The sequence below is a fragment of the Frateuria soli genome (genome assembly GCF_021117385.1).
Lineage (GTDB): Bacteria > Pseudomonadota > Gammaproteobacteria > Xanthomonadales > Rhodanobacteraceae > Frateuria_A > Frateuria_A soli.
This window is the reverse complement of the sequence record NZ_CP088252.1, coordinates 1,397,844-1,422,737: the sequence shown is the minus strand read 5'-3', so window position 1 is coordinate 1,422,737 and position 24,894 is coordinate 1,397,844. Positions and strand designations below refer to the sequence as shown.

At 67.6% G+C, this 24,894-nt stretch carries 16 protein-coding genes and 1 tRNA gene; 10 read left to right on the top strand and 7 right to left on the bottom strand.

Annotation, left to right across the window (positions count from 1 at the left end; all coding sequences use genetic code 11):
- Positions 1–7: 7 nt before the first annotated feature.
- From LQ771_RS06540 to LQ771_RS06525, 4 genes are all read right to left on the bottom strand, one after another.
- Complete coding sequence (locus LQ771_RS06540) at positions 8–1,570, bottom strand: MASE1 domain-containing protein (RefSeq protein WP_231351543.1); 1,563 nt, start codon at positions 1,568–1,570, stop codon at positions 8–10.
- Positions 1,571–1,843: 273 nt separating this feature from the next.
- Positions 1,844–2,209: a response regulator gene (locus LQ771_RS06535; protein WP_231351542.1), complete on the bottom strand. Its 366-nt coding sequence runs from the start codon at positions 2,207–2,209 to the stop codon at positions 1,844–1,846.
- Between the two features lie 9 nt (positions 2,210–2,218).
- Positions 2,219–2,461, bottom strand: a complete 243-nt coding sequence (locus tag LQ771_RS06530) for a DUF2188 domain-containing protein (protein WP_231351541.1) — start codon at positions 2,459–2,461, stop codon at positions 2,219–2,221.
- Positions 2,462–2,624: 163 nt separating this feature from the next.
- Positions 2,625–4,565: a formylglycine-generating enzyme family protein gene (locus LQ771_RS06525; protein ID WP_231351540.1), complete on the bottom strand. Its 1,941-nt coding sequence runs from the start codon at positions 4,563–4,565 to the stop codon at positions 2,625–2,627.
- A gap of 114 nt (positions 4,566–4,679) precedes the next feature.
- Between LQ771_RS06525 and LQ771_RS06520 the strand changes: the two genes are divergently transcribed.
- On the top strand, positions 4,680–5,798 hold the full coding sequence (locus LQ771_RS06520) for a ribonuclease D (RefSeq protein WP_231351539.1): 1,119 nt from the start codon (positions 4,680–4,682) through the stop codon (positions 5,796–5,798).
- Positions 5,799–5,874: 76 nt separating this feature from the next.
- A tRNA-Ala gene (locus tag LQ771_RS06515) sits at positions 5,875–5,950 on the top strand.
- Positions 5,951–6,012: 62 nt separating this feature from the next.
- On the opposite strand, the gene LQ771_RS06510 is transcribed toward LQ771_RS06515, so the two are convergent.
- Together LQ771_RS06510 and LQ771_RS06505 are read right to left on the bottom strand one after the other, a co-directional pair.
- Positions 6,013–6,186, bottom strand: a complete 174-nt coding sequence (locus tag LQ771_RS06510; RefSeq protein ID WP_231351538.1) for a hypothetical protein — start codon at positions 6,184–6,186, stop codon at positions 6,013–6,015.
- 123 nt (positions 6,187–6,309) lie between these two features.
- A complete protein-coding gene (locus LQ771_RS06505) occupies positions 6,310–7,926 on the bottom strand; it encodes an alpha-glucosidase (protein ID WP_231351537.1) in 1,617 nt (538 codons plus the stop codon).
- A 425-nt stretch (positions 7,927–8,351) separates the two neighbouring features.
- Between LQ771_RS06505 and LQ771_RS06500 the strand changes: the two genes are divergently transcribed.
- The 8 genes from LQ771_RS06500 to LQ771_RS06465 all read left to right on the top strand — a co-directional run bounded on the left by LQ771_RS06500 (position 8,352) and on the right by LQ771_RS06465 (position 23,655).
- Positions 8,352–11,231: a TonB-dependent receptor gene (locus LQ771_RS06500; RefSeq protein ID WP_231351536.1), complete on the top strand. Its 2,880-nt coding sequence runs from the start codon at positions 8,352–8,354 to the stop codon at positions 11,229–11,231.
- Positions 11,232–11,342: 111 nt separating this feature from the next.
- Positions 11,343–12,860: a tryptophan halogenase family protein gene (locus LQ771_RS06495; protein ID WP_231351535.1), complete on the top strand. Its 1,518-nt coding sequence runs from the start codon at positions 11,343–11,345 to the stop codon at positions 12,858–12,860.
- The gene (locus LQ771_RS06490) at positions 12,860–14,440 is read left to right on the top strand and encodes an alpha-amylase family glycosyl hydrolase (protein ID WP_231351534.1); all 1,581 of its coding nucleotides are present in this window, start codon (positions 12,860–12,862) and stop codon (positions 14,438–14,440) included. Before LQ771_RS06495 ends, LQ771_RS06490 begins: the two co-directional genes overlap by 1 nt.
- A 338-nt stretch (positions 14,441–14,778) precedes the next feature.
- Complete coding sequence (locus LQ771_RS06485) at positions 14,779–17,064, top strand: glycoside hydrolase family 31 protein (RefSeq protein ID WP_231351533.1); 2,286 nt, start codon at positions 14,779–14,781, stop codon at positions 17,062–17,064.
- Between the two features lie 104 nt (positions 17,065–17,168).
- On the top strand, positions 17,169–19,340 hold the full coding sequence (locus LQ771_RS06480; protein WP_231351532.1) for a glucosidase family protein: 2,172 nt from the start codon (positions 17,169–17,171) through the stop codon (positions 19,338–19,340).
- Positions 19,341–19,437: 97 nt separating this feature from the next.
- Positions 19,438–20,958 (top strand): MFS transporter, encoded by a 1,521-nt coding sequence (locus LQ771_RS06475; RefSeq protein WP_231351531.1) that lies wholly within the window; start codon positions 19,438–19,440, stop codon positions 20,956–20,958.
- A complete protein-coding gene (locus LQ771_RS06470) occupies positions 20,955–22,637 on the top strand; it encodes an alpha-amylase family glycosyl hydrolase (RefSeq protein WP_231351530.1) in 1,683 nt (560 codons plus the stop codon). Before LQ771_RS06475 ends, LQ771_RS06470 begins: the two co-directional genes overlap by 4 nt.
- A 127-nt stretch (positions 22,638–22,764) precedes the next feature.
- Complete coding sequence (locus LQ771_RS06465; protein WP_231351529.1) at positions 22,765–23,655, top strand: alpha/beta hydrolase; 891 nt, start codon at positions 22,765–22,767, stop codon at positions 23,653–23,655.
- Positions 23,656–23,723: 68 nt separating this feature from the next.
- Here LQ771_RS06465 and LQ771_RS06460 read toward each other — a convergent pair whose 3' ends face one another.
- Positions 23,724–24,752, bottom strand: coding sequence for a LacI family DNA-binding transcriptional regulator (locus LQ771_RS06460; protein WP_231351528.1), 1,029 nt, complete (start codon positions 24,750–24,752; stop codon positions 23,724–23,726).
- Positions 24,753–24,894 lie beyond the last annotated feature (142 nt).

Genomic DNA, 24,894 nt, shown 5'->3' with positions numbered 1-24,894 from the left:
AACAATTTCAAAACATGTCCGGCTCCGAGACAAGCACGCTGATGCGGTTGCCCTGCCCCAGCGCGCGTGTCCGAGCTTTTCCTCCAAAGATCGCCGCCCTGTCTTTGATGGCACCCAGGCCCAGGCCACTGCCCCCCAGGGCAGGCAGGAGTTCATCCCAACGAATCCTGCCAAGCCGTTCGTACTCGACGTGACTATCCACGCGAAGTAAGGCCCAGCGACGACCGCCCAGCGAGCCGCTTCGAAGATGCAGAACGATGCGGCTGACGTCCCGCTTCGAGCAGGCCAGGCTAACCGCCTCACATGCCAGGCGATACAAGGCGATGTGCAGGCTGTTGGGCATTTCATCGAGCGCGGTGCCCCGAACTTCGCACCAGTAAGAAATACCCGACTCATCCAGCGCCCGCGGCATCGCTCCTTCACGCAGCGCTGCCGGTAGACCGCGTTCGCGCCAAGTGAGCGGATACAGTGAATCCGCGAGGCGATACATCTGATGCTGCGTAATCGCCGCCTGGCGGTAATAGCTGCGCTCGTCAGTCCCAGGCAAAAGGCAACGCAGGCGACCAAGCAACTGGTTGTAAGAGGCCTGGATCATGCCGCTCATCTGCTCAAGCGCGTATGAGGTCTGCCGCAGCTGCAATTCGCCGAGCGAGGCATTGCGCTGGGCGACAGCGAAAGCCATCCGCGCATCGACCAGCCCGCGCTCCTCTTTTTCGTGCAGCGCTGCGATACGTCCACCAAGCATCAGCATCGTGGTCGTGGTAAAGGCAATGAAAACCTGCGCATGAAGCGTGTCACTGTCCTCGACGGCCGGCATCGAAAGTACGACCGCGATGCTGGCCACGGTCCCTCCCACGGCCGCTCCGCGCCAACCATGTCGCAACGCCAGCCATGCAACAGGCAGGAACATCGCGACCCGCGCCTCCTGCGCTGCCTCCCCTGCCGCCCTCGATGCCAGCCAGACAAGGAGCGCCAGGGCAGGAACCAGCAAGCATATGCTTTCCATGACCAGGCGGCTCTCCGACAGACGCACCCACAGCCGGCGCCAGCCGGTCGCAAGCAGAGCCTCTCGCGCAAGCAACACCAGCGGCACGATGGTGAGCACGCCCATGTAGTTGCCCACGAAGTACCAACCGGCGACAACCTGGGCCTTGACGTCGAATGCATCGACCTCCACGCCGCGCATGAGCGAGTAGGTCGCCATGTTCACGCTCGTTCCGATGAGTGCCACTGCAAAGGTCGTCAAAAGCAGGACATTCATGTTTGTCGTGGTGGTCGTCGGGAAAAGCCTGCGACGTTCCCGGCACCAACGCACTACCGGCATCGTGAACAGCATTGGAGGCACCATGTATGTCGCGCCCCACAGCCACCCGTATTCGCTCGCGCAATCCACGGCGTTGCCAACCAACGCGGCGCTTTCGCCAACAAGGAGAGCGGGCCAGAACCGGTACGGAACAAAAAGCAGCGCGCTTAACCTGAATCCGGCAAAGAGGGCCCAATGAGAAAACGAAAGATGGTGCATGAGGCCGTACCCGGCCGCATAAGTGACAGCCACGGCGACGTGACGCATCAAGGCACTTGTCCCTAACCCCCGTAGCATCTCCCTTCCCCTGTCATCCTGGATCACGCCTGCCCGTGACGCGCGTTCACGCAAATCCACCAAGCCGTGTGAATTAGCCATGAAACCGGAACACGGTCTCTACTCGGAACCACCCCTTTCCCTCGGGACCAACGGCTGCGCGGTCCCGGGGAGCTAGCGTAGCTCCAATTGTGTATATCGGCATCTGCCGGCAGAGCTGAACGGTCGTCTCTTTCCCCGACCCAGTGACCGCATCAAACGCGACTACAACGACGCCAGTTCGGCCACCATCCGGAACAAGTCCGCGCGGTGGAACGGCTTCTGCAACGTCGGACGGGCCTGCCAGGGCTCGCGCAGCCCCTGGGCGCCATAGCCGGTGGCGAAGGCGAACGGGATCTCGCGGGCCGCCAGGGCTTCGGCGACGGGGTAGACCTCTTCGCCGCCGAGGTTCACGTCGAGGATGGCCAGGTCGATCGCCTTCGTGCGAGCGGCCTCCACTGCCTGGTCGATCCTCGCCATCGGGCCGACAATCGTGTGGCCGGCCTCCGAAAGCATGTCTTCCAGCAACATGGCCACCAGCATTTCATCTTCGACCAGCAGGATTCGCCAGGGGCCGGAAGTCTTTTCCATCAGGGCTACCTATTGCAGCAGGGTCAGGGAGTCCGGTTCGGCCAGTTCGCGCCAGCTGCCGTCGCTCTCCTGCACGCGCACGGGCGGGTGCTGGATACCCCAGGCACGCGCCAGCTTGGCGCGCACCCGCACGGCCGCCGAGATCGCTTCAGCGCGGGTGGGATACGTTCCCACCCGGGAGGCTCCGCCCCGGACGATCCAGGGAGCCTCGCCGCTGAACGGCACGAACAAGCGTACGGTTTCCGGATTCATTGCGCCCTCCCCCCGGGGGGCTCCGCCGCCGGGAATCCGGCAAGCAGAGCGCATGCTGCTGGCCGGTCATGCAGTCTTACAGAAGTCGCTCGGCTTGGGTAGGCCAATGCATGCCCACGGCGTACCAGGACCCACCCATGCGGCATCCTCTTCAGAGCCGTGTCTAGAGTTCGCGAACGACGCGGAAACCCACGCGTGCGCTGCGCAGCCGGGCATCGGCCCCTTGTCGGTAGGCCGAGCGCACCTGCTCGGGTGAACTTCCCCAGGAACCGCCGCGCACTACGTGCAAACTGCAGCCGGGGTTGAGCCAGGCGCTGCCATCGACCGGTGCACGGACGAAGTTGTCGTGCCAGCAGTCCACGGTCCACTCGGACACGTTGCCGTCGATGTCATACAGCCCGAACGGGTTGGCGGCGAAGCTGGCTACCGGCGCCGGCCCCCAATAGCCGTCGCGGTAGCTGGGGAAGGCGTTGCTCCAGCGCCGTCCGCTGGGGGAACGGTCGCCGCTGCCGGTGAGGTTCTCGACCTTGCGGGTGGGCGCCTGCTCGCCCCACCAGAAGCGGGTCTGGGTGCCGCCGCGCAAGGCGTACTCGAACTCGGCCTCGCTCGGCAGGCGATAGCGCTTGCCTGTGCGCTCGCCGAGCCAGGCGGCATAGGCCCGGGCATCGCGCCAGGACACGTTGACCACCGGAAAGTCGTCCGGCGCCGGGCGACCTGCGTAGTCGTCCTGCCAGGTGGCGCGCGAATCGTCGCGCAGCACACCGCTGCGCTCGTCGTACACGCTGGCGCCACCCAGCCTGACCGAGTCGGGCTGGTAACCGCTGGCCCGCACGAACTCGCGGAACTGGCCCACCGTCACTTCGGCGCGCGCCATGGCAAAGCCCTTGTCCAGCGTGACCTGATGAACCGGCGTTTCCGCATCGGTGTGGCCCTCCTCGCCGTCGGGTGCACCCATGCGGAAACTGCCGGTGGGGATGACCACCATCGCCGGGGTATGGCCCGGCAGGTCCACGAAACGATCGCTGAACACCTGGCCCGGCTTGTAACTGGCATACAGGCGGGCATTGGTGAGCTGCTGCTGGAACGCCTCGATGCCCTTCAGGTCCGGCTGGAGGGCCTGGGCCTGTCCGGCAAGCCGCTGCGCCAGGTCCAGGTTGCCGGCATCCAGCGCCGAGCGTGCCTGCGCCAGCAGGCCGCTTGCCCGCTGACGGCGGATGCCCTCGACGCGGTTGCGCACGTCTGCCAATTGCTGGGAGCCGGGGCGGATGGTTTCCGCTTCCGCCAGGGCCCGGTCGGAAGCGGCGAAGTCGTTCTGCGCGACCGCGGCCAGGGCACGGTCGAGCACCGCCCGCTGCACCTGGAAGATGCCCTGCTCGGCCATCGCGTTCTGCGGATCGAGCGCCTGAACCTGGCGGTACAGGTCCAGAGCGCTGCCGCCCTGCGGTGCGTCCACCTTGCCCTGCTGCAGCAGCGAGGCGGCCTGGGCCAGCATCGGGCGGACCCTGGCCAGGGTCTCGAGATTCTGCTCCAGCTGCGCGACCTCGGTCGCCGTGTTCGGAAGCCCACGCAATCCCTCCAGCAAGTCCCTGGCGGAATCGGCATCGCCGACCGCGATGTCTTGGCCAATCTGCGCCACCAGCTGTGCGCGCACCTGGTTGAGACCCTGGGCAGCGGCCCGGCTGTCGGGCTTGTCCTTCAAGGCCTGCGCGTAGAGTGCGGCGGCGCTGTCCTGGTCGCCGACCAGCCGCCCCTCCTGCATGGCCTTGCCGGCGCGCGACAGCAGCGCCTGGACTTCCGGCGTATCGGCACTGAGCTGCTCGGGCAGGTGCTGGTTGCCCTTGTTCATCCGGGAGGCGATCACCGCGGCCGGGGCCAGCGTAAGCGGCGGTCCGGCATCGACCTCGGAGTCCGTCGGAGTGCGCGGCGCAGGCTGTCCGGCCGGCGCGGGGAATCCCGTCGAGGCCGGTCGGCGGGCCGTCATCGTGGCGGGGTCTACATGGAACACCCCTGGAAAGAAGTGGTAGACCAACGCGACACCGAGCACGAGCACGCCCAGTGCGCCACCGAGGGTGCGCTGGAGGCGGACGGTTTCGTTGCTCGGCATGGAGGTCCCAAGGCTGTTATCGTGCGCTGCTCACCTTATGGCAGGGTCGATGACAGGGCAATGCGCCCGGCGCTTCGCGACGGCCCGCCGAACCGATACCGAGGAACCTGCCGCATGCCCGTGCCCACGGTGGCTGCCCCCGCCACATGGATCGACCGCCGCGAAACACTGGACGCGTGGCTGGCCGAACTGCCGCCCGACGCGGCGCTGGGCGTCGACACCGAGTTCATGCGCCGCAATACCTTCCATCCGCAGCTGGCCTTGCTCCAGCTGGGCTGGAACGGCCGATATGCACTGGTCGACCCTCAGGCCTTCGAAATCCGAGATGCGCTGCGCCCGCGCCTGGCCGCGGGACCGGCGGTCGCCGTCATGCACAGCGCTGGCGAGGACCTCGAGGCCCTCGCGCCGCTGCTGCCCGAAGGTCCCGGCACATTGTTCGACACACAGGTAGCCGCGGCCTTCGTTGGCATGGGCCTGGGACTCAGCTATCGCGCGCTGGTCGCCGAGCTGGTCGGCGTGGAGCTGGACAAGGGCGAGACCCGCTCGGACTGGCTGCAACGCCCGCTCACCGAGTCGCAGCGGCTGTACGCCACGCTCGACGTGGTTTACCTGGAGCCTGTGCACGCGCAGCTTGCGGCGCGTCTCGCCGAGCGCGGCCGCGCGGCCTGGCATGCCGAGGATTGCGAGCGGCTCAAGCGCCGCGCCAACGCGCACGAGGGCGACCCGCAACCGCAGCGCAGCTTCCGGGCCGCCGCGGATTGGCCGCGCGAGCAGCAGGCGCTGCTGCGTCGCGTCCTGCTGTGGCGCGACCGCAGCGCACGCACGCTGGACCGCCCGCGCCCGTGGCTGTTGGAAGATGCGCTGGCGCTCGGCTTTGCCCAGAACCCGCCATCGAGCCTTGCCGAACTGGATCAGCGCAGCCGCGGCCAGCGCGCGCTGCGCTCGGCACAGCGCGCGGAGCTGTTCGAACTACTCAGGCCCGCCCCGGATGCGCAGGAGCTGGCGGCGACCGCCGCGATCCCATTGCCCGTGCCGGGCGTCGGCAAGAAGGCGCTGGGGGCGATGAAGGACACCGTCGACCGCCTCGCCGGCGAGCTGGAACTTCCGGCCGGGCTGCTGTGCCCGCGCAAGGTGCTGGAGGAATACCTGGTCACCCGCGAATGGCCCGAGTTCCTGGAAGGCTGGCGCCGCGGGGTGCTGCACGGGCCGCTGTCGAGCCTGTTGCCCGACTGAGGGAACCTCGAAGACGAAGACTGCACGGGACTCTTGGCGAACGCCGCGCGACGCTGCTAACATGCGCGGCTCGCGTGGGGTGGTAGCTCAGCTGGGAGAGCGTCGCGTTCGCAATGCGAAGGTCGGGAGTTCGATCCTCCTCCACTCCACCAATCCGTTCCAGACGAAAGCCCCGGTGGCGCACGCCTCCGGGGCTTTTCTGCTTGCGGCACCGCTACGGGTGGTCGAAGCCTTCTTCGCGCTTGGCTTCGCGGTCCGCCTCCGTGGCGCCGGGGGTTTCCCTGGCGTCGCGCTCTTCCTGCAGTTTGTGATCGACGTGCGCGACATGAGCGTCGTTGCGGTCGCCGGTGCCGTGCTTGCGATCGGCAGGTGGCATGGGATTGGGCATGCGCTGGCTCCTGTTGGAAGGCAGGATCGCCACGCTACACGGCGGGCGTTCCACGGCGCGTGACAGACCCGTCGTCCGGATGCGCGGCCGACCGCAGCGCCCTGGGATTCGCGCGGGATGAAGTCAGGCCAGCCGCGCGAACACCACGCCGTGGGCGGGAAGCTCGAGGCGCCCGCCGGCAAAGGCACCCTGCCGAAGCCCATGGCCGTCGATGGCCTGCCAATGCCCATCGAGCGCCAGCTCGGCCCCGAAGCTGCTGCTGCCCAGGTTGAAAGCCACCAGCACGGTCTCCTCGCCATGGCTGCGGGTAAAGGCAAGCACGGGCTCGGGCGTGTCGATGAAACGGATGTCGCCCCAGCGCAGGGCGGGTTGCCCGCTGCGCCAGCGCAGGACACGGCGGAACCCGTGCAGGGCGGAGGCCGGATCGGCCTCCTGTCGCGCCACCGCAAGTTCGCGATGTTCGGCCGCCACCGGCAGCCATGGCTCGGCCTGGCTGAAGCCCGCATGCAGGTCGTCGTTCCACGGCATCGGCGTGCGGCAGCCGTCGCGCCCCTTGAACTGCGGCCAGAAGGCGATGCCGTAGGGATCCTTGAGCGACTCGAACGGCACCTGTGCCTCGGTCAGCCCCAGCTCCTCGCCCTGGTAGATGCAGACCGAACCGCGCAACGAGCAGACCAGCGCGGTGAACAGGTTGGCCAGCGTCGCGGTCGGCTGCGCCCTGCCCCAGCGGCTGAGCACGCGCTCGACGTCGTGGTTGGAGATGGCCCAGCACGGCCAGCCGTGGCCCATCTGCGCTTCCAGCTTCTGCACGGTGCCGCGAACGTGGCCGGCGCTGAAGTCGTCCGTGAGCAGCTCGAAGCTGTAGCCCATGTGCAGGCGGCCGGCCTGGGTGTACTCGGCCATCGTCGCCAGCGAGTCCTCCGAGGAGATCTCGCCCAGCGCCACGGTACCGGGGTAGCGATCGAGCAGCGCGCGCAGTTCGGCCAGGAACGCCAGGTTCTCCGGCTGCGTGTTGTTGTGCCAGTGGTACTGGAAGGCGTACGGGTTGTCCGGGCTGAATCCGCGACCGACCCGCTGCTCCTTCGGCTTGGGCGGGTTATCGCGCAGTTGCGCGTCGTGGAAGCAGAAGTTGATCGCGTCCAGGCGCAGGCCATCGACCCCGCGCTCCAGCCAGAAGCGCACGCAGTCAAGGATCGCCGCGCGCACCGCCGGGTTGTGGAAATTGAGATCCGGCTGGGAGGCCAGGAAGTTGTGCAGGTAGTACTGCCCGCGCCGCGGCTCCCACTGCCAGGCAACGCCGCCGAATATCGACAGCCAGTTGTTCGGCGGCGTGCCGTCTTCGTTCGCGTCGGCCCAGACGTACCAGTCGGCCTTGGGGTTGTCACGGCTGGAACGGCTTTCCTGGAACCAGGCGTGGTCGACCGAGGTGTGGCTGAGCACCTGGTCGATCATCACGCGGATGCCCAGGCCGTGCGCCTTGTCCAGCAGCCGGTCGAAGTCCTCCAGTCGGCCGAACAGCGGATCGACGTCGCAGTAGTCGGCGATGTCGTAGCCGTAGTCGGCCATCGGCGACTTGAAGAACGGCGAGATCCAGATCGCGTCGACCCCGAGACTGGCCACGTAATCGAGTTTTTCGATGATTCCCGGCAGATCGCCCACGCCGTCGCCGTTGGTGTCCAGAAAGCTGCGCGGATAGATCTGGTAGGTGACGGCACCGCGCCACCAGGGTGCATTGGTCATCAACAACAGCCTTCAGCGCACGCTTGCGCCTTTCGATGGGAGGGAAAGCGGCGTCAGCTTATCCGCAGGCCCAGAACGGCTCGCCCCGCTTGCATACGTATTCATCCGTGCTGCGAGTGCAACAAACGCGCGAAGGCACCCACCACCGACGCGTCGATGACGAAGGCTCGAAGACAGGCATTGGCGGCACGAGCAGGCACCTCCGCGCCTCTGCAGCAAGCAGACGGCGTGATGTTGCAGCGCGATGGTCGCGCATGAGCCCCGGTCATGAATACGTATGCAGGCTTCGCCGCGTCATGGAAACGCAGCCTTAACATCGCCCTACGTTGCCGACGACTTGCCGCATCACATGACCGGGGCACACCGGCGCAGGCAACGGCCGGACATATGAAACCAGATCGCAACATTCTCGCGGGGAGACGCACATGTTGATCAAACGCAGTCCACTGGCCCTGGCCCTTATCGCCGCCGGTCTTTGCTTTACTGGCGCCGCCCTGGCCGCGCCGCAGGACGCCGACCCGTCGGCCACGCCCCAGACCCAGGACCAGCAGCAGGCCGGCGCCGCCGCCAAGCGCGACCAGAGCGAAGACAAGAAAGCCCGCAAGCTGGGCACGGTCGAGGTCAACGGTTTCGTAAGCAGCCTGCAGAACTCCACCGCGCTCAAGCGCAACTCGAACGCGATCGTCGAAGCGGTCTCGGCCGAGCAGATCGGCAAGCTCCCCGGCGTCAGCATTGCAGACACCCTGGGCCGCCTGCCGGGCCTGGCCGTGCAGACCGTCAGCGGCCGCCCGCAGGTAGTCAGCATCCACGGCCTGGGTCCCGACTTCTCCACGGCGCTGATCAACGGCAGCCAGCAGGTTTCCACCTCCAACAACCGCGACGTGCAGTTCGATCAGTACCCCTCCAGCTGGTTCGACAACGTCGTGGTGCACCTGAGCCCGTCGGCCGACCTGGTCGGCCAGGGCCTGTCCGGCACGGTGGACATGCACACCATCCGTCCGCTGGAGAAGGACAAGCCCGAAAGCGCGCTCAACGCGCGCTACATCTGGGACAGCACCAAGCAGCTCGCTGACGGCCCGGGCGTGGGCGACCGCGGCTACGACGTCAACGGCGTATGGGTCAACCAGTTCGCCAACCACACCTTCGGCGTGACCGTCGGCGTGGACTTCCAGTCCAACCCCTCGCAGATCCAGCACCAGGCGCCGTGGGGGTATCCGACCGAGGCCAACGGCAACCTCGTGGTGGGCGGCGCGAAGAACTACGGCATCTCCGACCAGATGAACCGCGCCGGCCTGCTGACGACCCTGCAGTGGCAGCCGAACGATCACTTCAACAGCACGCTGGACCTGACCTACGACAAGTTCAAGGAATCGCAGGCCGCCAAGGGCATCGAGTTCCCGCTGTTCTGGAGCGCGGCGCAGCTGCAGCCGGGTGGAAACGTGCAGGACGGCTTCATCCAGAGCGGCACCTACGACAACGTCAAGGCGGTTGTCCGCAACGACTACAACAAGACCAATGCCAAGGTCTACAACATCAACTGGGAAAACAACCTGCGCTTCAACGAGAACTGGTCGGCGAGCCTCACCGCCAGCTACTCGCGCGCCCTGCGCCACGATCTGCTGCTGGAAAGCTACTCGGGCAGCGGCTACGCCGGCAGCGGCGCGACCGACAGCCTCGGCTTCACCGAGCTGCCCGACGGGATGCTCTGGCTCAACCCGACGCTGGACTATAGCGGCAGCCAGATGGTGCTGACCGACCCGCAGGGCTGGGGCGGCGGCGCCACCCCGCCGGTGGTGCAGGCGGGCTTCATCAACGCGCCGCGCACCGACGACCACCTGGCCAACCTGCGCCTGGCCGTCGAGCGCGAGTTCCTCACCGGTCCCTTCTCCTCGGTGGAGTTCGGTGTGGTGCGCGGCACGCGCAACAAGACCTACAACATCGACCAGGCGTTCCTGATCCTGCCCAACGGCGCGCAGACCGCGCCGCTCGGCACTTCCAGCTGCAGCCCGCTGGCCTGGATGGGTGTCGCCTCCCAGGTCTGCTACAACCCGCTGGCGTTCCTCGCCAATGGCACCTACGTGCAGTTCCCGACCGCGCTGTCGTCCATCTCGGTGCCGCCGAACTGGAAGGTCAACGAGCGTGACCTGACCTCCTACCTCCAGTTCAACCTGGATACCACCCTCGGCGACATCGGTCTTCGCGGCAACTTCGGCGTGCAGGCGGCCCATACGGCGCAGTCGTCCACCGGCCAGCGCGTCGAGGCGAGCGCCGGCGGCACCAACGGCTCGAACGCCGTGCTGGTGCCGGTGTCCGGGGGCACCTCGTTCACCAAGTACCTGCCGAGCATGAACCTGATCTTCGGCTTCGGCGAGCAGGACGACCTGCGCGTGGGCGCCGCCCGCGTGATGGCCCGTCCGCGCATGGACCAGATGAGCGCCAGCCTGGGCGTGTCCGGCAACATCACCCGCCTGCCGAACACCGATCCAAACATGTCCTACTTCAGCGCCTCCGGCGGCAACCCCACGCTGCTGCCGACCATGGCCGACAACTACAACGTCAGCTACGAGCACTACTTCGAGAACGACGGTTCCGGTTACCAGTGCAGCGGCGCGGAAGCCAAGACCTCGGATCTGTGCCGTTCCGGCGGCGCCGGCTACTTCTCCGTTGCGGCGTACTTCCTCGGCCTGAAGGACTACATCAATCCAAACAAGGCCTTCCTGTACGACTTCGCCCCGTTCGTCGACTCCTACCTGTCGCCTGCGCAGCAGCAGCAGCTCGGCACCACGATGGGTATCGTCTCCGGCCCGACCAACGATGGCCGCGGCTATGTCAAGGGCCTGCAGACCACGCTCAACCTCCCCTTCAGCCAGCTCACGCCGGCATTGGCGGACTTTGGTGGCATCCTGACCGGCGGTTACACCAAGAGCTCGCTGGTGTACGGGGACGCCGCGCCGATCACCGTGCCCGGCCTGTCCAAGTGGACCGCCAACGCCACGCTGTATTACCAGCACAACGGCTTCGAGGCGCGCATCGGCGACAGCTACCGATCCAGCTTCCTCGGCGAGGTCTCGGGCATCAGCGCGACCCGTATCCAGCAGACGATCAAGGGTGGCAGCGTCTACGACGCGCAGGTCAGCTACACCTTCGGCCACGGCCCGCTGGAAGGCCTGACGCTGATCGCGCAGGGCTCGAACCTCTCCAACAAGACCTTCGTGACCTACCAGAACGACGATCCGCGGCAGGTGCTGACCTGGGAGCGCTACGGCCGCCGCTACGAAGTCGGCGTGTCGTACAAGTTCCAGTAAGCGTTCCGCCTTGCCCCAGCGAAGGCCCCGTCAGCAAGATCGGCGGGGCCTTTTTCTTCCGGCCTGCCACTGGCAAGGTCATCCGACTAGGACAGCACCCGGGAGCATGCCATGAACGACTCACCCATCCGGCAGATCGTGATCGTGGGCGGCGGCACCGCCGGCTGGATGACGGCCGCCCTGCTCTCGCGCGCCCTGGGCGAGCAGGTAGACATCCGGCTGGTCGAGTCCGACGAGATCGGCACCATCGGGGTCGGCGAATCGACCATCCCATCGATCCGCCTGATCAACGCATTCCTCGGCCTGGACGAGGACGACCTGCTCCGCTCGGTACGGGGCACGATCAAGCTGGGCATCCAGTTCAACGACTGGACCCGCCCGGGCGACTCCTACCTGCACGCCTTCGGCGACATCGGTCTTCCGCTGGGCCTGCTGCCGTTCCATTCGCACTGGCTGCGCAGCCACCAGGAGCCGGCCGCGCCCGACCTGTGGGCCTACTCGCTCAACGCACGGGCAATCGCCACACACCGCTTCGCGCGCATGGAGCGGGTCGGCGAGACGCCGCTCACCGGCCTGCGCTGGGCCTACCACCTGGACGCCGGGCTGTACGCCCGCTACCTGCGCCAGCACGCCGCACAGCGCGTGCAACGCACCGAGGGCAAGGTGGTCAAGGTCCACCTGCGACCGGCCGACGGCTTCATCGAATCGGTGCAGCTGGCCAGCGGCGAGACCATCGCCGGCGACCTGTTCATCGACTGCTCCGGCTTCCGCGGCCTGCTGATCGAGGACGCGCTCAAGACCGGTTACGAGGACTGGCGGCACTGGTTGCCCTGCGACCGCGCGGTGGTTGCGCCGAGCAGCCGCGTGGAGCCGCTGCGCCCGTTCACCCAGGCCAACGCGCGGCCGGCTGGCTGGCAGTGGCGGATTCCCCTGCAGCACCGCAGCGGCAACGGCCACGTCTACTGCAGTCAGTTCATGAGCGACGACGAAGCGGCCGCACTGCTGGTCGGGAGCATCGAAGGCGAGCTGCTCGAACAACCGCGCCAGCTGCGCTTCACCAGCGGCATGCGCCGGCAGAGCTGGAACCGCAACTGCGTTGCGTTGGGCCTGGCTGCAGGTTTCATGGAGCCGCTGGAGTCGACCAGCATCCACCTGATCCAGTCCGGCGTGCAGCGCCTGCTGAACCTGTTTCCCGACCGCCATTGCGATACCGCGTTGATAGCCGAGTACAACCGTCAGACGCGGTTCGAGTACGAGCGCATCCGCGACTTCCTGATCCTGCACTACCGCGCAATCGCGCGCCGCGACACCCCCTTCTGGCAGCAGTGCGCCCGGATTGCGCTGCCCGAGCCGCTGGAGCGCAAGATCGCGTTGTTCCGCAGCGGCGGCCGGATCGTGCGCGATGCCGACGAACTCTTCGCCGAACCGGCCTGGCTGCAGGTGATGCTGGGCCAGGGCATCGTGCCGACCGGCCATAGTCCGCTGGCCGATGCCTTGGAGCAGGCACAGCTGGACGAATTCCTTTCGCACATCCGCACACTGCTCGAGCGCGCGGTCGACGTCATGCCCGGCCACGCCGAGTTCATCGCGCGGCATTGCGCTGCGGCCATCACGCCGGCGGCCGCGTGATGCGGCTGCACGGGAAGGCAATGCTCGCCGGCGGGCTTCTTGCCGCGCTGTTGCCGTTCGCCTGCCCCGCGGGCGATGGCGTGATCGGCAATCATTCGCCGGAAGAGCGCGCGTACGCGCAACCGCATTCACCGTCCCGTTCGTCGGGCGTGTGGTACGAGATCTTCGTGCGGGCCTGGTACGACACCGACGGCGACGGTACCGGTGACCTCAAGGGCGTCACCGCCAAGCTCGACTACCTCCAGTCGCTCGGCGTCGACGGCATCTGGCTGATGCCGATCAACCCCTCGCCCAGTTACCACGGCTATGACGTCACCGACTATCGCCGGATCAACCCGCAGTACGGCACGCTCGCCGATTTCCATCAGCTGATCGATGCGGCCCATGAGCGCGGCATCCGCGTCATCATGGACCTGGTGGTCAACCACACCAGCGACCGGCATCCGTGGTTCCTTGCGGCCCGCGATCCGGGCGATCCGCACCACAACTGGTATACCTGGGCCGGACCGCACGCCCAACTTCGGGCGACCAGCGCCACCGGCGGACCCGCCTGGCACGCTCTGGGCAGGCAGCATTACCTGGGCACCTTCACCGGTGCGATGCCGGACCTCCACTTCGACACACCCGCCGTGCGAGAGGCGATCGACGACGTCGGCCGCTACTGGCTCGCGCAGGGTGTCGACGGCTTCCGCCTGGATGCGGCCCAGCACGTGTACTACGACTTCGCGGCGCAGGCGGATGACCCCGCGGTACTGCGCAAGAACCTCCAATGGTGGAGGTCCTTCCACCAGGCTATGAAGCAGGCGGATCCGGATGTCTACCTGGTCGGCGAAGTCACGCGCGAGCAGCCGGCCGAGCTCGAACCCTGGTTCGGCCCGCTGGATGCGGTGTTCGATTTCCCGCTTGCCACCCAGCTCGTCGCCAGCGCGCGCGAAGAACGCCCGGGTGCGCTGAACGCCCTGCTCCAACGCCTTGCGCACGCGATCCCGACCGGTCAGGACGCGCCGTTCCTCTCCAACCACGACCAGGAAAGGGTGATGAGCCAGCTGCACGGCAACGTGCAGCACATGCGCATGGCCGCCGCGATGTTGCTCACCCTGCCCGGTCAGCCGTTCATCTACTACGGCGAGGAGCTGGGCATGCGCGGCACCAAGCCCGACCCGGACCTGCGCGAACCGATGCGCTGGCATCGAGCCGCGCACGGCCCCGGCGAGAGCCGCTGGAAGCGTTTCAGCGCCGGCGATGGCCCCGGCGTTTCGGTCGACGCCCAACAGGGCGACGCGCACTCGCTGCTCGCCTGGTATCGCATGCTCATCGGCTGGCGCCACGAACTGCCCGTGCTGCGGGAGGGTGCGCTTCGCGTGCCGGGCATTGCCAATCCGAGTCTGGCCGGCTGGGAACTGGACGGCGACGGCGCCGACGTGCTGGTGCTACACAACCTCTCGGGCAAGCCCCAGACGCTCGAGCTGGCCGACACGCTGGCACGCTTCGGTCGGTTGCGGCTGGCCAGCACGCCCGATGCGCACCTCGCCGGCGGCCGGCTGCACCTGCCCCCCTACGCCACCGTGGTGCTGCAGTGAAGGCGAGGGTTCCGGCGCGCTTCGCGACGTCGAGAAGACGTGAACTTCCCGAAAACGAAGCGTACGGCCGAGTCCGTTTTTTTCTCACAGCCCGCGATACCGGATCGTGCGCTGCACCATCGGAAAACCGCGTCATGTCACGAATGAATACGTATGCAAACGGGTGTTGTGACCCGCACGGGGACACCTACTATGTGGCCGGCCTCAATCGCCTGCACGCACTTTTCACAAAGCTCAAGGGCGCGTGGATGGGGCCGATCACGTTGTTTGTTGTCGGAGTACTGCTGGTGTCCCCTTCTTCCGCTGCTGCATCGCTTTCCCAGGCCCGGGCGCACGCTGTGCCGGGCCGGTCCGCCACCGCCACGCAGGCCCGGCCGGGGTTCGACATCCCGCTCGATGCCGGTACCCTTCGCGTCGAGCTGGTCGCGCCGGGCACGCTGCACGTGCAGTTCCACAAGGGCGGCCATGCGCCGGCGCCGACGATCGTGATCGATCCCGCGCTCCACGCCGTGGCGCCCTCCGACGTCCAGGTGACGCAAGAGGCCGGCGGCGCGCGACTGCAGTCCGCACGGCTCGAAGCGGTGTGGGACAAGCAGCACGGCGAGTTGCGCATCGGCGTGCCGGGTCAGGCGCCCCTGCTGCGCCAGTTTGCGCTGTCCTCGCTGGGCCACGGTCGCCTAAGCCTGATCCATGCCAAGGGCGAGCCGATGTACGGGATCGGCGGCTTCGACGCCACCGAGCCCGCCACTGCCGGCCTGCTGCGTGACGGCTACCGCCCGGTCACCGCCGGCGAGCAGGGGCACGCGGGCGCACCGTTCGTATGGACCACGGCCGGCTACGGCGTGCTGATCGACGGCGTCGGTGGCCAGATAGCGCTGGGCGATACGCGCATCGACGCGCGCATGTTCGACGGCGGCCTGGACTACTACGTCTTCCTCGGTGACCCGCACGCGATCTTCGGCGCGCTGGCGCAGGTCAGCGGCCGCAGCCCGCTGTTTCCGAAGTGGGCGATGGGCTTCACCAACAGCCAGTGGGGCATCGACGAGAAGGAGCTGCTGGACATCGTCCACGGCTACCGTGAGCGCCACATCCCGCTGGACAACTTCACCCTCGACTTCGACTGGAAGGCCTGGGGCGAGGACGATTACGGCGAGTTCCGCTGGAACGAGCACAAGTTTCCCGACGGCGACAACGGCAAGCTCAAGGCCCTGCTCGACGCCCAGGGCGTGCACCTGACCGGCATCATGAAGCCGCGCATCCACGTCGACACGGTCGAAGGGCGCGAAGCGACCGAGCACGGTTACTGGCTGGCGCAGAGCGACCCGGCACCCGACTACTTCTCCGGCAAGATCGTGCGCGAGCTCGACTTCGCCGATCCCGCCGCGCGCGCCTGGTTCTTCAACAAGGCGCTCAAGCATTCGTTCGAGACCGGCATCGTGGGCTGGTGGAACGACGAGGCCGACGACGTCGCCGTCGACCTGCAGCACATGGACATGCAGCGCGCGCTCTACGACGGCCAGCGCGCGATCTCCGACCTGCGCGTATGGTCGCTCAACCGCAACTTCTACCTGGGCGCGCAGCGCTACGCCTACGGCATCTGGTCCGGCGACATCCGCACCGGCTTCGCCAGCATGGCAGGCCAGCGCCAGCGCATGCTGAGCGCGATCAACGTGGGCGCCATGCAGTGGGGCATGGACGGCGGCGGCTTCAAGGGCGGCACGCCGACGCCGGAAAATTACGCTCGCTGGATCCAGTTCGGCGCGTTCACGCCGGTGTTCCGCGTGCACGGCGAGCTGGGCCAGCACCGCCAGCCGTGGGTCTACGGCCCGGTGGCCGAAAAGGCCGCTACCGCCGCCATCCGCCTGCGCCAGTCGCTGATTCCCTACATCTACAGCTACGAGCACCAGCGCCGCGCCACCGGCATCGGCCTGGTCCGACCGCTGCTGTTCGACTGGCCGACCGACGCCAACCTGCGCAACGACGTCGACGCCTGGCTGTTCGGCGACCACCTGCTGGTCTCGCCGGTGGTCGAGGAGGGCCAGACGGTCAAGCCGGTCTACCTGCCCGCGGGCGAGTGGATCGACTGGTTCAGCGGCAGGCATTACGCCGGCGGCCAGACGATCGAGCACAAGGCCGACGCACGGCACTGGAGCGACATCCCGCTGTACATCCGCGACGGCGCCATCATCCCGGTCGCGCCGGTGATGGACCATGTCGGCCAGCACCCGCTCACCGAGCTGGCGGTGGAACTGTTCCCCGCCGCCCACGCGACGCGTTTCGATTACTACGACGACGACGGCAAGACCTACGGCTACGAGCAGGGTGAGTATTTCCTGCAGTCGATGCAGCTGGAAGCACGTGAGGGCAGCGTGGCCTTCGCGATCGCGGCACCCCAGGGCAGCTACCAGCCGGCGCTGAAGTCCTGGCTGCTGAAGTTCCACGGGAAGCCCGCGCAGGCGGTGCGCAGCAACGGCCGTGCGCTGGAAGCCTTCGCCAGCGTCGACGCCCTGCGCGCCTCGGCCGACGACGGGTGGGCCATCGGCGAGGATCGCTTCGGCCCGGTGACCTGGGTACGGGTGGCGGCCGGCAAGGGCCAGACCATCACGCTTGATGTGCTGAAGTAGCCCGGACGTCCCAGGTGGCCGTGTCCCACGGCCCTTTCACCGGGCGCCTCCCGTCGGGATGGCGCCGATCGCAAGCCCATGCCTGCAGGGAGCCTCGAACACCCATGCTGAGTCTTCTGTTGATGGCCTCGATGGCAACCGGTCCGGACCTGCCGAACGCGACCTGGCGCGACGGCCTCGACTGGCACGGCGTGCACGTATCGATGCAGCGCGGTCGCGATGCCGGCTACCTGCTCGAATGGCCGACCGGCAAGCGCGCCATTCCCAGGCCTCCGTTCGAGGCTGCCACCGGGAGCGCCCTGTTCGACGGCCTGTACGCGATGGCCCAGGACGATCTCAAGCAGGACTCGGTCGAGGCCATCCGCGACGGCGCCTTCGATCACGGCCGGCCGATCCCCTGCCTGTGCTTCGAGACGGGCGAGAAATGGCCCTATGTCTGGACACGCGACCTCTCGTACGCGATCGACCTGGGGCTCTGGCGTTTCGACCCCGCGCGTTCGCGCAACGGACTGGAGTTCAAACTGTCCGAAGTGCGCGTGCCGTCCGCGCCCCAGGGCCTGTACGTGATGCAGGACACCGGCTCGGGCGGCAGCTGGCCGATCAGCACCGATCGCATCGTGTGGTTCCTTGGCGCGAAACACCTGCTGGATGACGCCGGCTTCGCCGAAAAGGTGCGCCGGGCGCTGGACGATACGCTGGCGCAGGACCGGGAATATGCCTTCGACCCGGGGCTCGGGCTGTATCGCGGCGAGACGTCCTTCCTGGACTGGCGCGAGCAGACCTATCCGGCATGGACCGCGGACAACGTCCGGTTCATCGCGCAGTCGTTCGCGCTTTCCACCAATGTCCTGCACTACCAGGCGCTCGAGCTGGCGGCCGTCCTTGCCGATCGGCATGGCGACCCTCACGCGGCCGACTATCGAGCCCAGGCTGCCGCCCTGAAGGCTGCGATCAACGCGCACTTCTGGCGTGCCGACCGCGGGCTTTACATGAGCTACCTCGGCGGCGACGGCCTGCCGGTGGAAGCCTATGACCTGCTCGGCCTGTCGCTGGCGATCACCAGCGGCGTGGCCGATCCGGCGCATGCGCGCCAGGCGCTGGCGAACTACCCGGCCTGGCCCTCGGGCAGCCCGGTGATCTGGCCCGAGCGCGCGGACCAGCCGATCTACCACAACCGTGCGATCTGGCCCTTCGTCAGCGCGTACGCGATGCGTGCGGCCAGGGCCACCGACAATCCGGCGCGCATCGAGCACGAGATCCGTTCGGTCATCCGCGGCGCGGCGCTGGCCGGCTCGAACATGGAGAACTACGAGCTGCTGACCCAGGGCATCCACGTCGACGATGGCGCCCTGAGCGGTCCGGTGGTCAATTCGCCGCGGCAGCTGTGGTCGGTTGCGGGTTTCCTGGACGTGGCGATCGAGGGCGTGTTCGGGCTGACCGCCGACGGCCGCGTCGAACCCAAGCTTCCGGCGGCTCTGGTTCCCACGTTGTTCGGCGGCGCCGACCACATCGATCTCGAGCTGCGCGACCGCCGCATCACGCTGCGCCGCCCTTCCGCGCTCGACGGCAACCTGCTGGTCGCCGCCTCCTCGCGGCAGGACGGACACCACACCGTGGTGACGCTCAAGGCGATCAAGGTCCCCGAGCAGCCGCTGCGTACCGATGCACCGTTGTACGCGCCAGCCACGCCGGCCGCGCCAGCGGTGCAGGCCGATGGCGATCACTGGCGCGTGCACAGCCCGGGCACGGGCGTGCTCTACGTCAACGGGCGCCGGCATGGCGCGATCGACGGCAGCGCGACGCTCGCACGCACCGACTCGCTGCAGTGCGTCCGCGTGACCCGTGTCGACAAACACGGCATCGAATCGTTGCCCAGTCCCGAGACATGCGTTGGAGATCGCGCACACGTGGCCGGCGCATGGCCGCGCCACTGGACCGCGCCGGCCAGCGGCAGCTATCGCGCCATGCTTGACTACGCCAATACGCACGGCCCGATCAATACCGGCATCACCGCCGCGGTGAAGTGGCTGGTGGTCGATTGCGGCAACGGCAGCATGCAGCGCCTGCCGCTGGTGATGCCGCACAGCATCGGTCGGCAGCACTCCACCTGGGCCGATTTCACCGCGCAGGCCGGCGCGCGCTGCCGCTTCAGCCTGGAGGACGGCTTCAACATGAGCTACCTGCGCCACAACGCGCATTACACCGGGGGCGCGGGTGGTGATGCCGGGCCGCTCAACGAGGCCGATGTCGGCGACCTGCTGATCGCGCCGCTTTGAAACATCCGTGCAGGAGCGCATCTGTGCGCGACCGCTATGCCGCGGGTTGCGCACAGGTGCGCTCCTACAGAAAGCCAATCGCTGACAGGACACCATGATGAGCAGCAAACCCAGTCTGTCCTTCTGGCAGATATGGAACATGTGTTTCGGCTTCCTGGGCATCCAGTTCGGTTTCGCGTTGCAGAACGCCAACGTCAGCCGCATTTTCCAGACCCTGGGCGCGGACGTGGCCGACATCCCGATCCTGTGGGTGGCCGCCCCGCTCACCGGCCTGATCGTGCAGCCGATCGTCGGATACCTGTCCGACCACACCTGGAACCGGCTGGGCCGGCGCCGACCCTATTTCCTGGTCGGCGCGGTGCTCACCACGCTGGCGCTGCTGTGGATGCCCAACGCGCCCGCGCTATGGGTCGCCGCCGGCCTGCTGTGGATCATGGACGCCTCGATCAACGTCTCGATGGAGCCCTTCCGCGCCTTCGTCGGCGACCAGCTGCCGCCGCGCCAGCGGCCGCTCGGCTACGCGATGCAGAGTTTCTTCATCGGCATCGGCGCGGTCGTCGCCTCCGCCCTGCCCTGGCTGCTGGCGAAATCGGGCGTGGCCAATGTCGCGCCCGCCGGCGGCGTGCCCGACACGGTGAAATATGCCTTCTACGCCGGCGGCGTGGTGCTGCTGGGTGCCGTGCTGTGGACCATCGCCACCAGCCCGGAGTACCCGCCGCAGCAACTGCGCGAGCAGGCCGACGAGGCACCCGCCGAAGCGCCGGTTGACACTTCCGGCGCCTGGCGCTTCGGCACGCTGTTGCTGGCATTGGGCGCCGCGCTGCTGTTTGCCATCGTCCGCTTCGGGCTGGAGAAGGAGTTGTACCTGCTGGGCGGCGGCCTGGCCGTGTCCGGCCTGCTGTTCGTCTGGGTCGCCTTCACCCGCAGCCGTGGCATGCCGCAGCAGGTGATGAGCGACCTGTACGGCATGCCCGCGCCGATGCGGCGGCTGGCCTGGGTGCAGTTCTTCTCCTGGTTCGCGCTGTTCGCGATGTGGATCTACACCACCCAGGGCGTCGCTCAGAGTTTCTTCGGCAGCACCGACACCACCAGCGCGGCCTACAACGAAGGCGCCAACTGGGCCGGCGTGCTGTTTGCCGTCTACAACGGCGTGACCGTGCCGGCGGCCCTGCTGATCCCGTGGATGGTGCGCCGCTGGGGGCTGCGCATCAGCCACCTGGTCAACCTGTGCCTGGGCGGCGCCGGCCTGCTGTCGTTCGTGCTGCTGCACGACGCACGCTGGCTCATCGCATCGATGGTCGGCGTGGGTTTCGCCTGGGCCTCGATCCTGTCGCTGCCCTACGCGCTGCTGTCGGACAACCTGCCGGCGGCCAAGATGGGCGTGTACATGGGCATCTTCAATTTCTTCATCGTGATCCCGCAGCTGCTGGCCGCCAGCGTGCTGGGGTTGCTGCTCAAGACGTTTTTCCACGGCCAGCCGATCTGGGCGCTGGCACTGGGCGGCGCCAGCCTGGTCGTGGCGGGCCTGTGCACGTTGCGCGTGCGCGAGCCCGACCTCGCACCCGTCGCACAGGCCGCACAGGCAAGCCACCGGATCCCCCTCAAGGACGCAACATGAAGCTCACGATCGTCACGACCGCGCTGGTGTTGGCTCTGGGCGTCGGCATCGCCCACGCCGACACCGCACCGCGCGAGTTCTACGGCACCGACGCGCCGTTCGCCGCCAACGCCATCTACTTCGTCATGACCGACCGCTTCGTCGATGGCGACCCGTCCAACGATCATCGCGACCAGGGTGGCGCGCACCGCACTTTCGACATCCCGGTACCCGGCGCGCCCGAAGGCCAGAGCGCGAACATCGGCTACCTGGGCGGAGACTTCAAAGGCGTGCTGGACAACGCCCGCTACATCCGCGGCATGGGTTTCGGCGCGGTGTGGATCACGCCGATCGTGGACAACCCCGACCAGGCCTTTACCGGTGGCGACCCGGTGAGCTGGGGCTCGAAGTTCTCCGACCGCGGCAAGACCGGCTTCCACGGCTACTGGGGCATCAACTTCTACAAGCTCGACGAGCACCTGCCGAGCAAGGACCTCGACTTCGCGCAGTTCACCGCCGGCATGCACGAGGCGGGGCTGAAGGTGGTGCAGGACGTCGTGCTGAACCATGGCTCGCCGGCGTTCACCATGCCGGTGCGCCAGCCGCAGTTCGGGCAGATCTTCGACCAGCACGGCAAGCTCATCGCCGATGAGGAGAACCTGCCGCCGTGGCAGCTCGACCCGCGCCACAACCCGCTGCACCGCTTCTACCACGCGTACGAGGACCTGGCGCAGCTTTCCAACAACGACGAGTCCGACCCGGCGGTGCTGGACTACTTCACCGGCGCCTACCTGAAGTGGATCGGCCAGGGCGCGGATGCCTTCCGCATCGACACCATCAGCCACATGTCGACCGCGTTCTGGCGGCAGTTCTCGGCGCGCATCCGCGCGAAACACCCGGGCTTCTTCATGTACGGCGAGGCGTTCGACTACAGCCCGGACAACATCGGCAAGTACACCTGGACCCGGAACGGCGGCATCAGCCTGCTCGACTTCCCGCAGCAGGGCGCGATCAAGGCGGTGTTCGAACACCCCGGCAGCGACTACGGCCAGCTGGAGTCGAAGCTCTACCTGACCAACGGCCCGTACGCCAATCCGTACGAGCTGGTGACCTTCTACGACAACCACGACATGGCGCGCATGGACGCCAGCGACGATGGCTTCATCGACGCCAACAACTGGCTGTTCACCACCCGCGGCATCCCGGCGCTGTACTACGGCTCGGAGACCGGCTTCGAGCGTGGGCGTGCGGAGCACGAGGGCAATCGCAATTACTACGGACAGGCGCGCATCGACGCGGCCGGCAAGAGCCCGATCTATCGCCGGCTCAAGCGCATTGCCAACCTGCGTGGACGCACGCCGGCACTGCAGCGCGGCCTGATGCTGGTCGAGCACATGGACGGTGACCAGGCGGCGTTCTACCGCGTGTACCAGAAGCACGGCGCGCACCAGATCGCCCTGGTGCTGCTCAACAAGGGCGACAGACCCGCGCGGTTCCATGTGGCGAAGTACCTGCAGCCGGGCCGCTGGCAGGCGGCGCTGGGCGGCGCGGCGATCGACGTGGCGGACGGCGATGCGCTGGACGTGGACGTGGGGCCGCACGATGTGGCGGTGTACCTGCTCGACGCCCCGGCCACCCGCACCGACCTCGTTGCCGAGCTCACGCGCCTGATGCGCGACAAGAGCCATCCGGGTGATTGACCGCCCGCGGCACATTCGCGGGAACCCACTTGTGGGCCACGCCCCTGGCCGGCCTGGCCATGGGGCGTCGCCTGCCCGCGGGCTCCTGCGAAAGGCAGGGTCCCGCGGCTGGCTTGCACTGCTCCTGATGATTCCATGCCTGGGACATGCGCAGGTGCGGAAGCTCGAACTGGATGCGCCGGCCTTCGCGCCCGAACGCGTGCACGTCACGGTCTACCTGCCGCCCGGCTACGGGCAATCGGACGCCCGCTACCCGGTGCTGTACGCCAACGACGGTCAGGACATGCAGGCGGTCGGGCTGCAGCCGACCCTTGCGACGCTCTACGGCGAGCACGCGATCGAACCCGTCATCGTCGTCGCCATCGACATGCTGCACGACCGGGCCAGCGGATACGGCCTTTCCGACCGCCGGCGCGGACAGAGCGTGGTCGGCGGATCGCGGATCGGGGCGATCGGCCTGAGGGCGGCGGACTACTCGTCCTGGGTCGCCACGGCGCTGGTGCCCTGGGTCGACGCGCACTACCGCACCCGTGCCGACGCCCGCCAGCGCACGGTGATGGGCTGGTCGCTGGGTGCGCTCAATGCATTCAACCTGGGCTGGGAGTACCCGGAGGTGTTCGGCAAGGTCGGCGCCATGTCGCCCTCGTTCTGGGTGGCCGCCGACCGCAGCGACGCCGCGGCCGTGCAACGCACACGGCTGGCCCAGGGGATGGTCGATCGCGGACCGCGACGGGACGGGCTGAAGTTCTGGTTCGCCGCGGGAACCGCCGAAGAGACCAACGATCGCGACCACGATGGCGTGATCGACGTGATCGACGACCTGCACGATCTGGTGGATGGCTACCGCGGCGATGGCGTCGAGCGGGGCGGCTTGCGCGAACTGGGCTATTCCACGTCCGGAGCCGATGCCGACGTGAGCGTGTTCCTGCTGCCGGGCGGCCATCACCAGCAGGCATCGTGGGCGAAGATGCTGCCGGTGTTCCTGCGCTGGGCGTTTCCGGTTTCGGGCGCGCCGTGACCGTCCGCAGGCCCCGATCCCGCTCACCCCTGGCCCCCTCCCGGTGGGAAGCGGCCCCGGGAGCTGTCTTACGGCCGCACGCTCGACTGCCGCACCATCAGCTTCACCGGCAGCATCTGGCTTTGCGCCGGCTCGCCGCGGATCATCCTGAGCAGGCTTTCCACCAGCACTTCGCCGGCGCTGCGGGTGTCCTGCAGCACGGTGGTCAAGGGCGGACTGGCGAAACGCGCCATGGGAATGTCGTCGAACCCGGCGACCGGGACGTCGGAGGGCACCTTGTAGCCCTGCTCCGCCAACGCCCGCATCGCGCCGATGGCGATCAGGTCGCTGGCGGCGAACACCGCATCGAAGGCGACACCGCGCGCGATCAGCTCGGACATGGCTGCATGGCCGGACATCTGCGTGCTCTCGGCATCCACCTGCAGGATCTGGTCGGTCTCCAGGCCGGCCTGCCCCAGCGCGTCGACATAGCCGCGATAACGCTCGAAGAACTCCGGGTAATGGCTGGACGCGTCGCCCAGAAAGGCGATCCGCCGGCATCCCTGGTCGATGAAATGCCGCGCCACCGCCTGTCCACCACTGAAATTGTCGCAGCCGACCGAGACGCCCGGCTGGTCCTGCTGGACCGCGCCCCAGCGCACGAAGCGCGTGCCGATCGCCACCAGCTTCTCCAGCCGTGCGCGGTAGGCCAGATAGTCCCCGTAGCCGAGCAGGATGATGCCGTCGGCCTTCTTGCTGTCGGCGTAGTCGGCGTGCCAGTCGTTGGAGAACTGCTGGAAGGACACCAGCAGGTCGTAGCCCTGCTGAGCGCAGGCGCGGGTGATCGAACCGAGCATCGAGAGGAAGAACGGGTTGATGTTCGAGCCGTCGGTGGTCGGATCCTCGAACAGCAGCAGCGCCAGCGTGCCCGAATGCTGCAGGCGCAGGTTGGAGGCGTTCTTGTCGACCTTATAGTTGAGCTGCTCGGCGGCGGCGCGGATGCGCTCGCGGGTTTCCTCGCTGACCAGCGGGCTGCCACGCAGCGCCCGCGATACCGTTGCCTGGGATACCCCCGCCAGGTGGGCGATGTCGATCGACGTCGCTTTGGCCTTGCTCACGTTGTGAAACCTCTGGTACGACCGGCGCGGACAACATTACCATCGGCCGGTCGCGCTGTGCCGGCCCATCTGCATACGTATTCAGGCCGACAGCGGCGCCGGCAACGGCCAGACTCGCACCACTGTCGTCCTGGGCAACGAG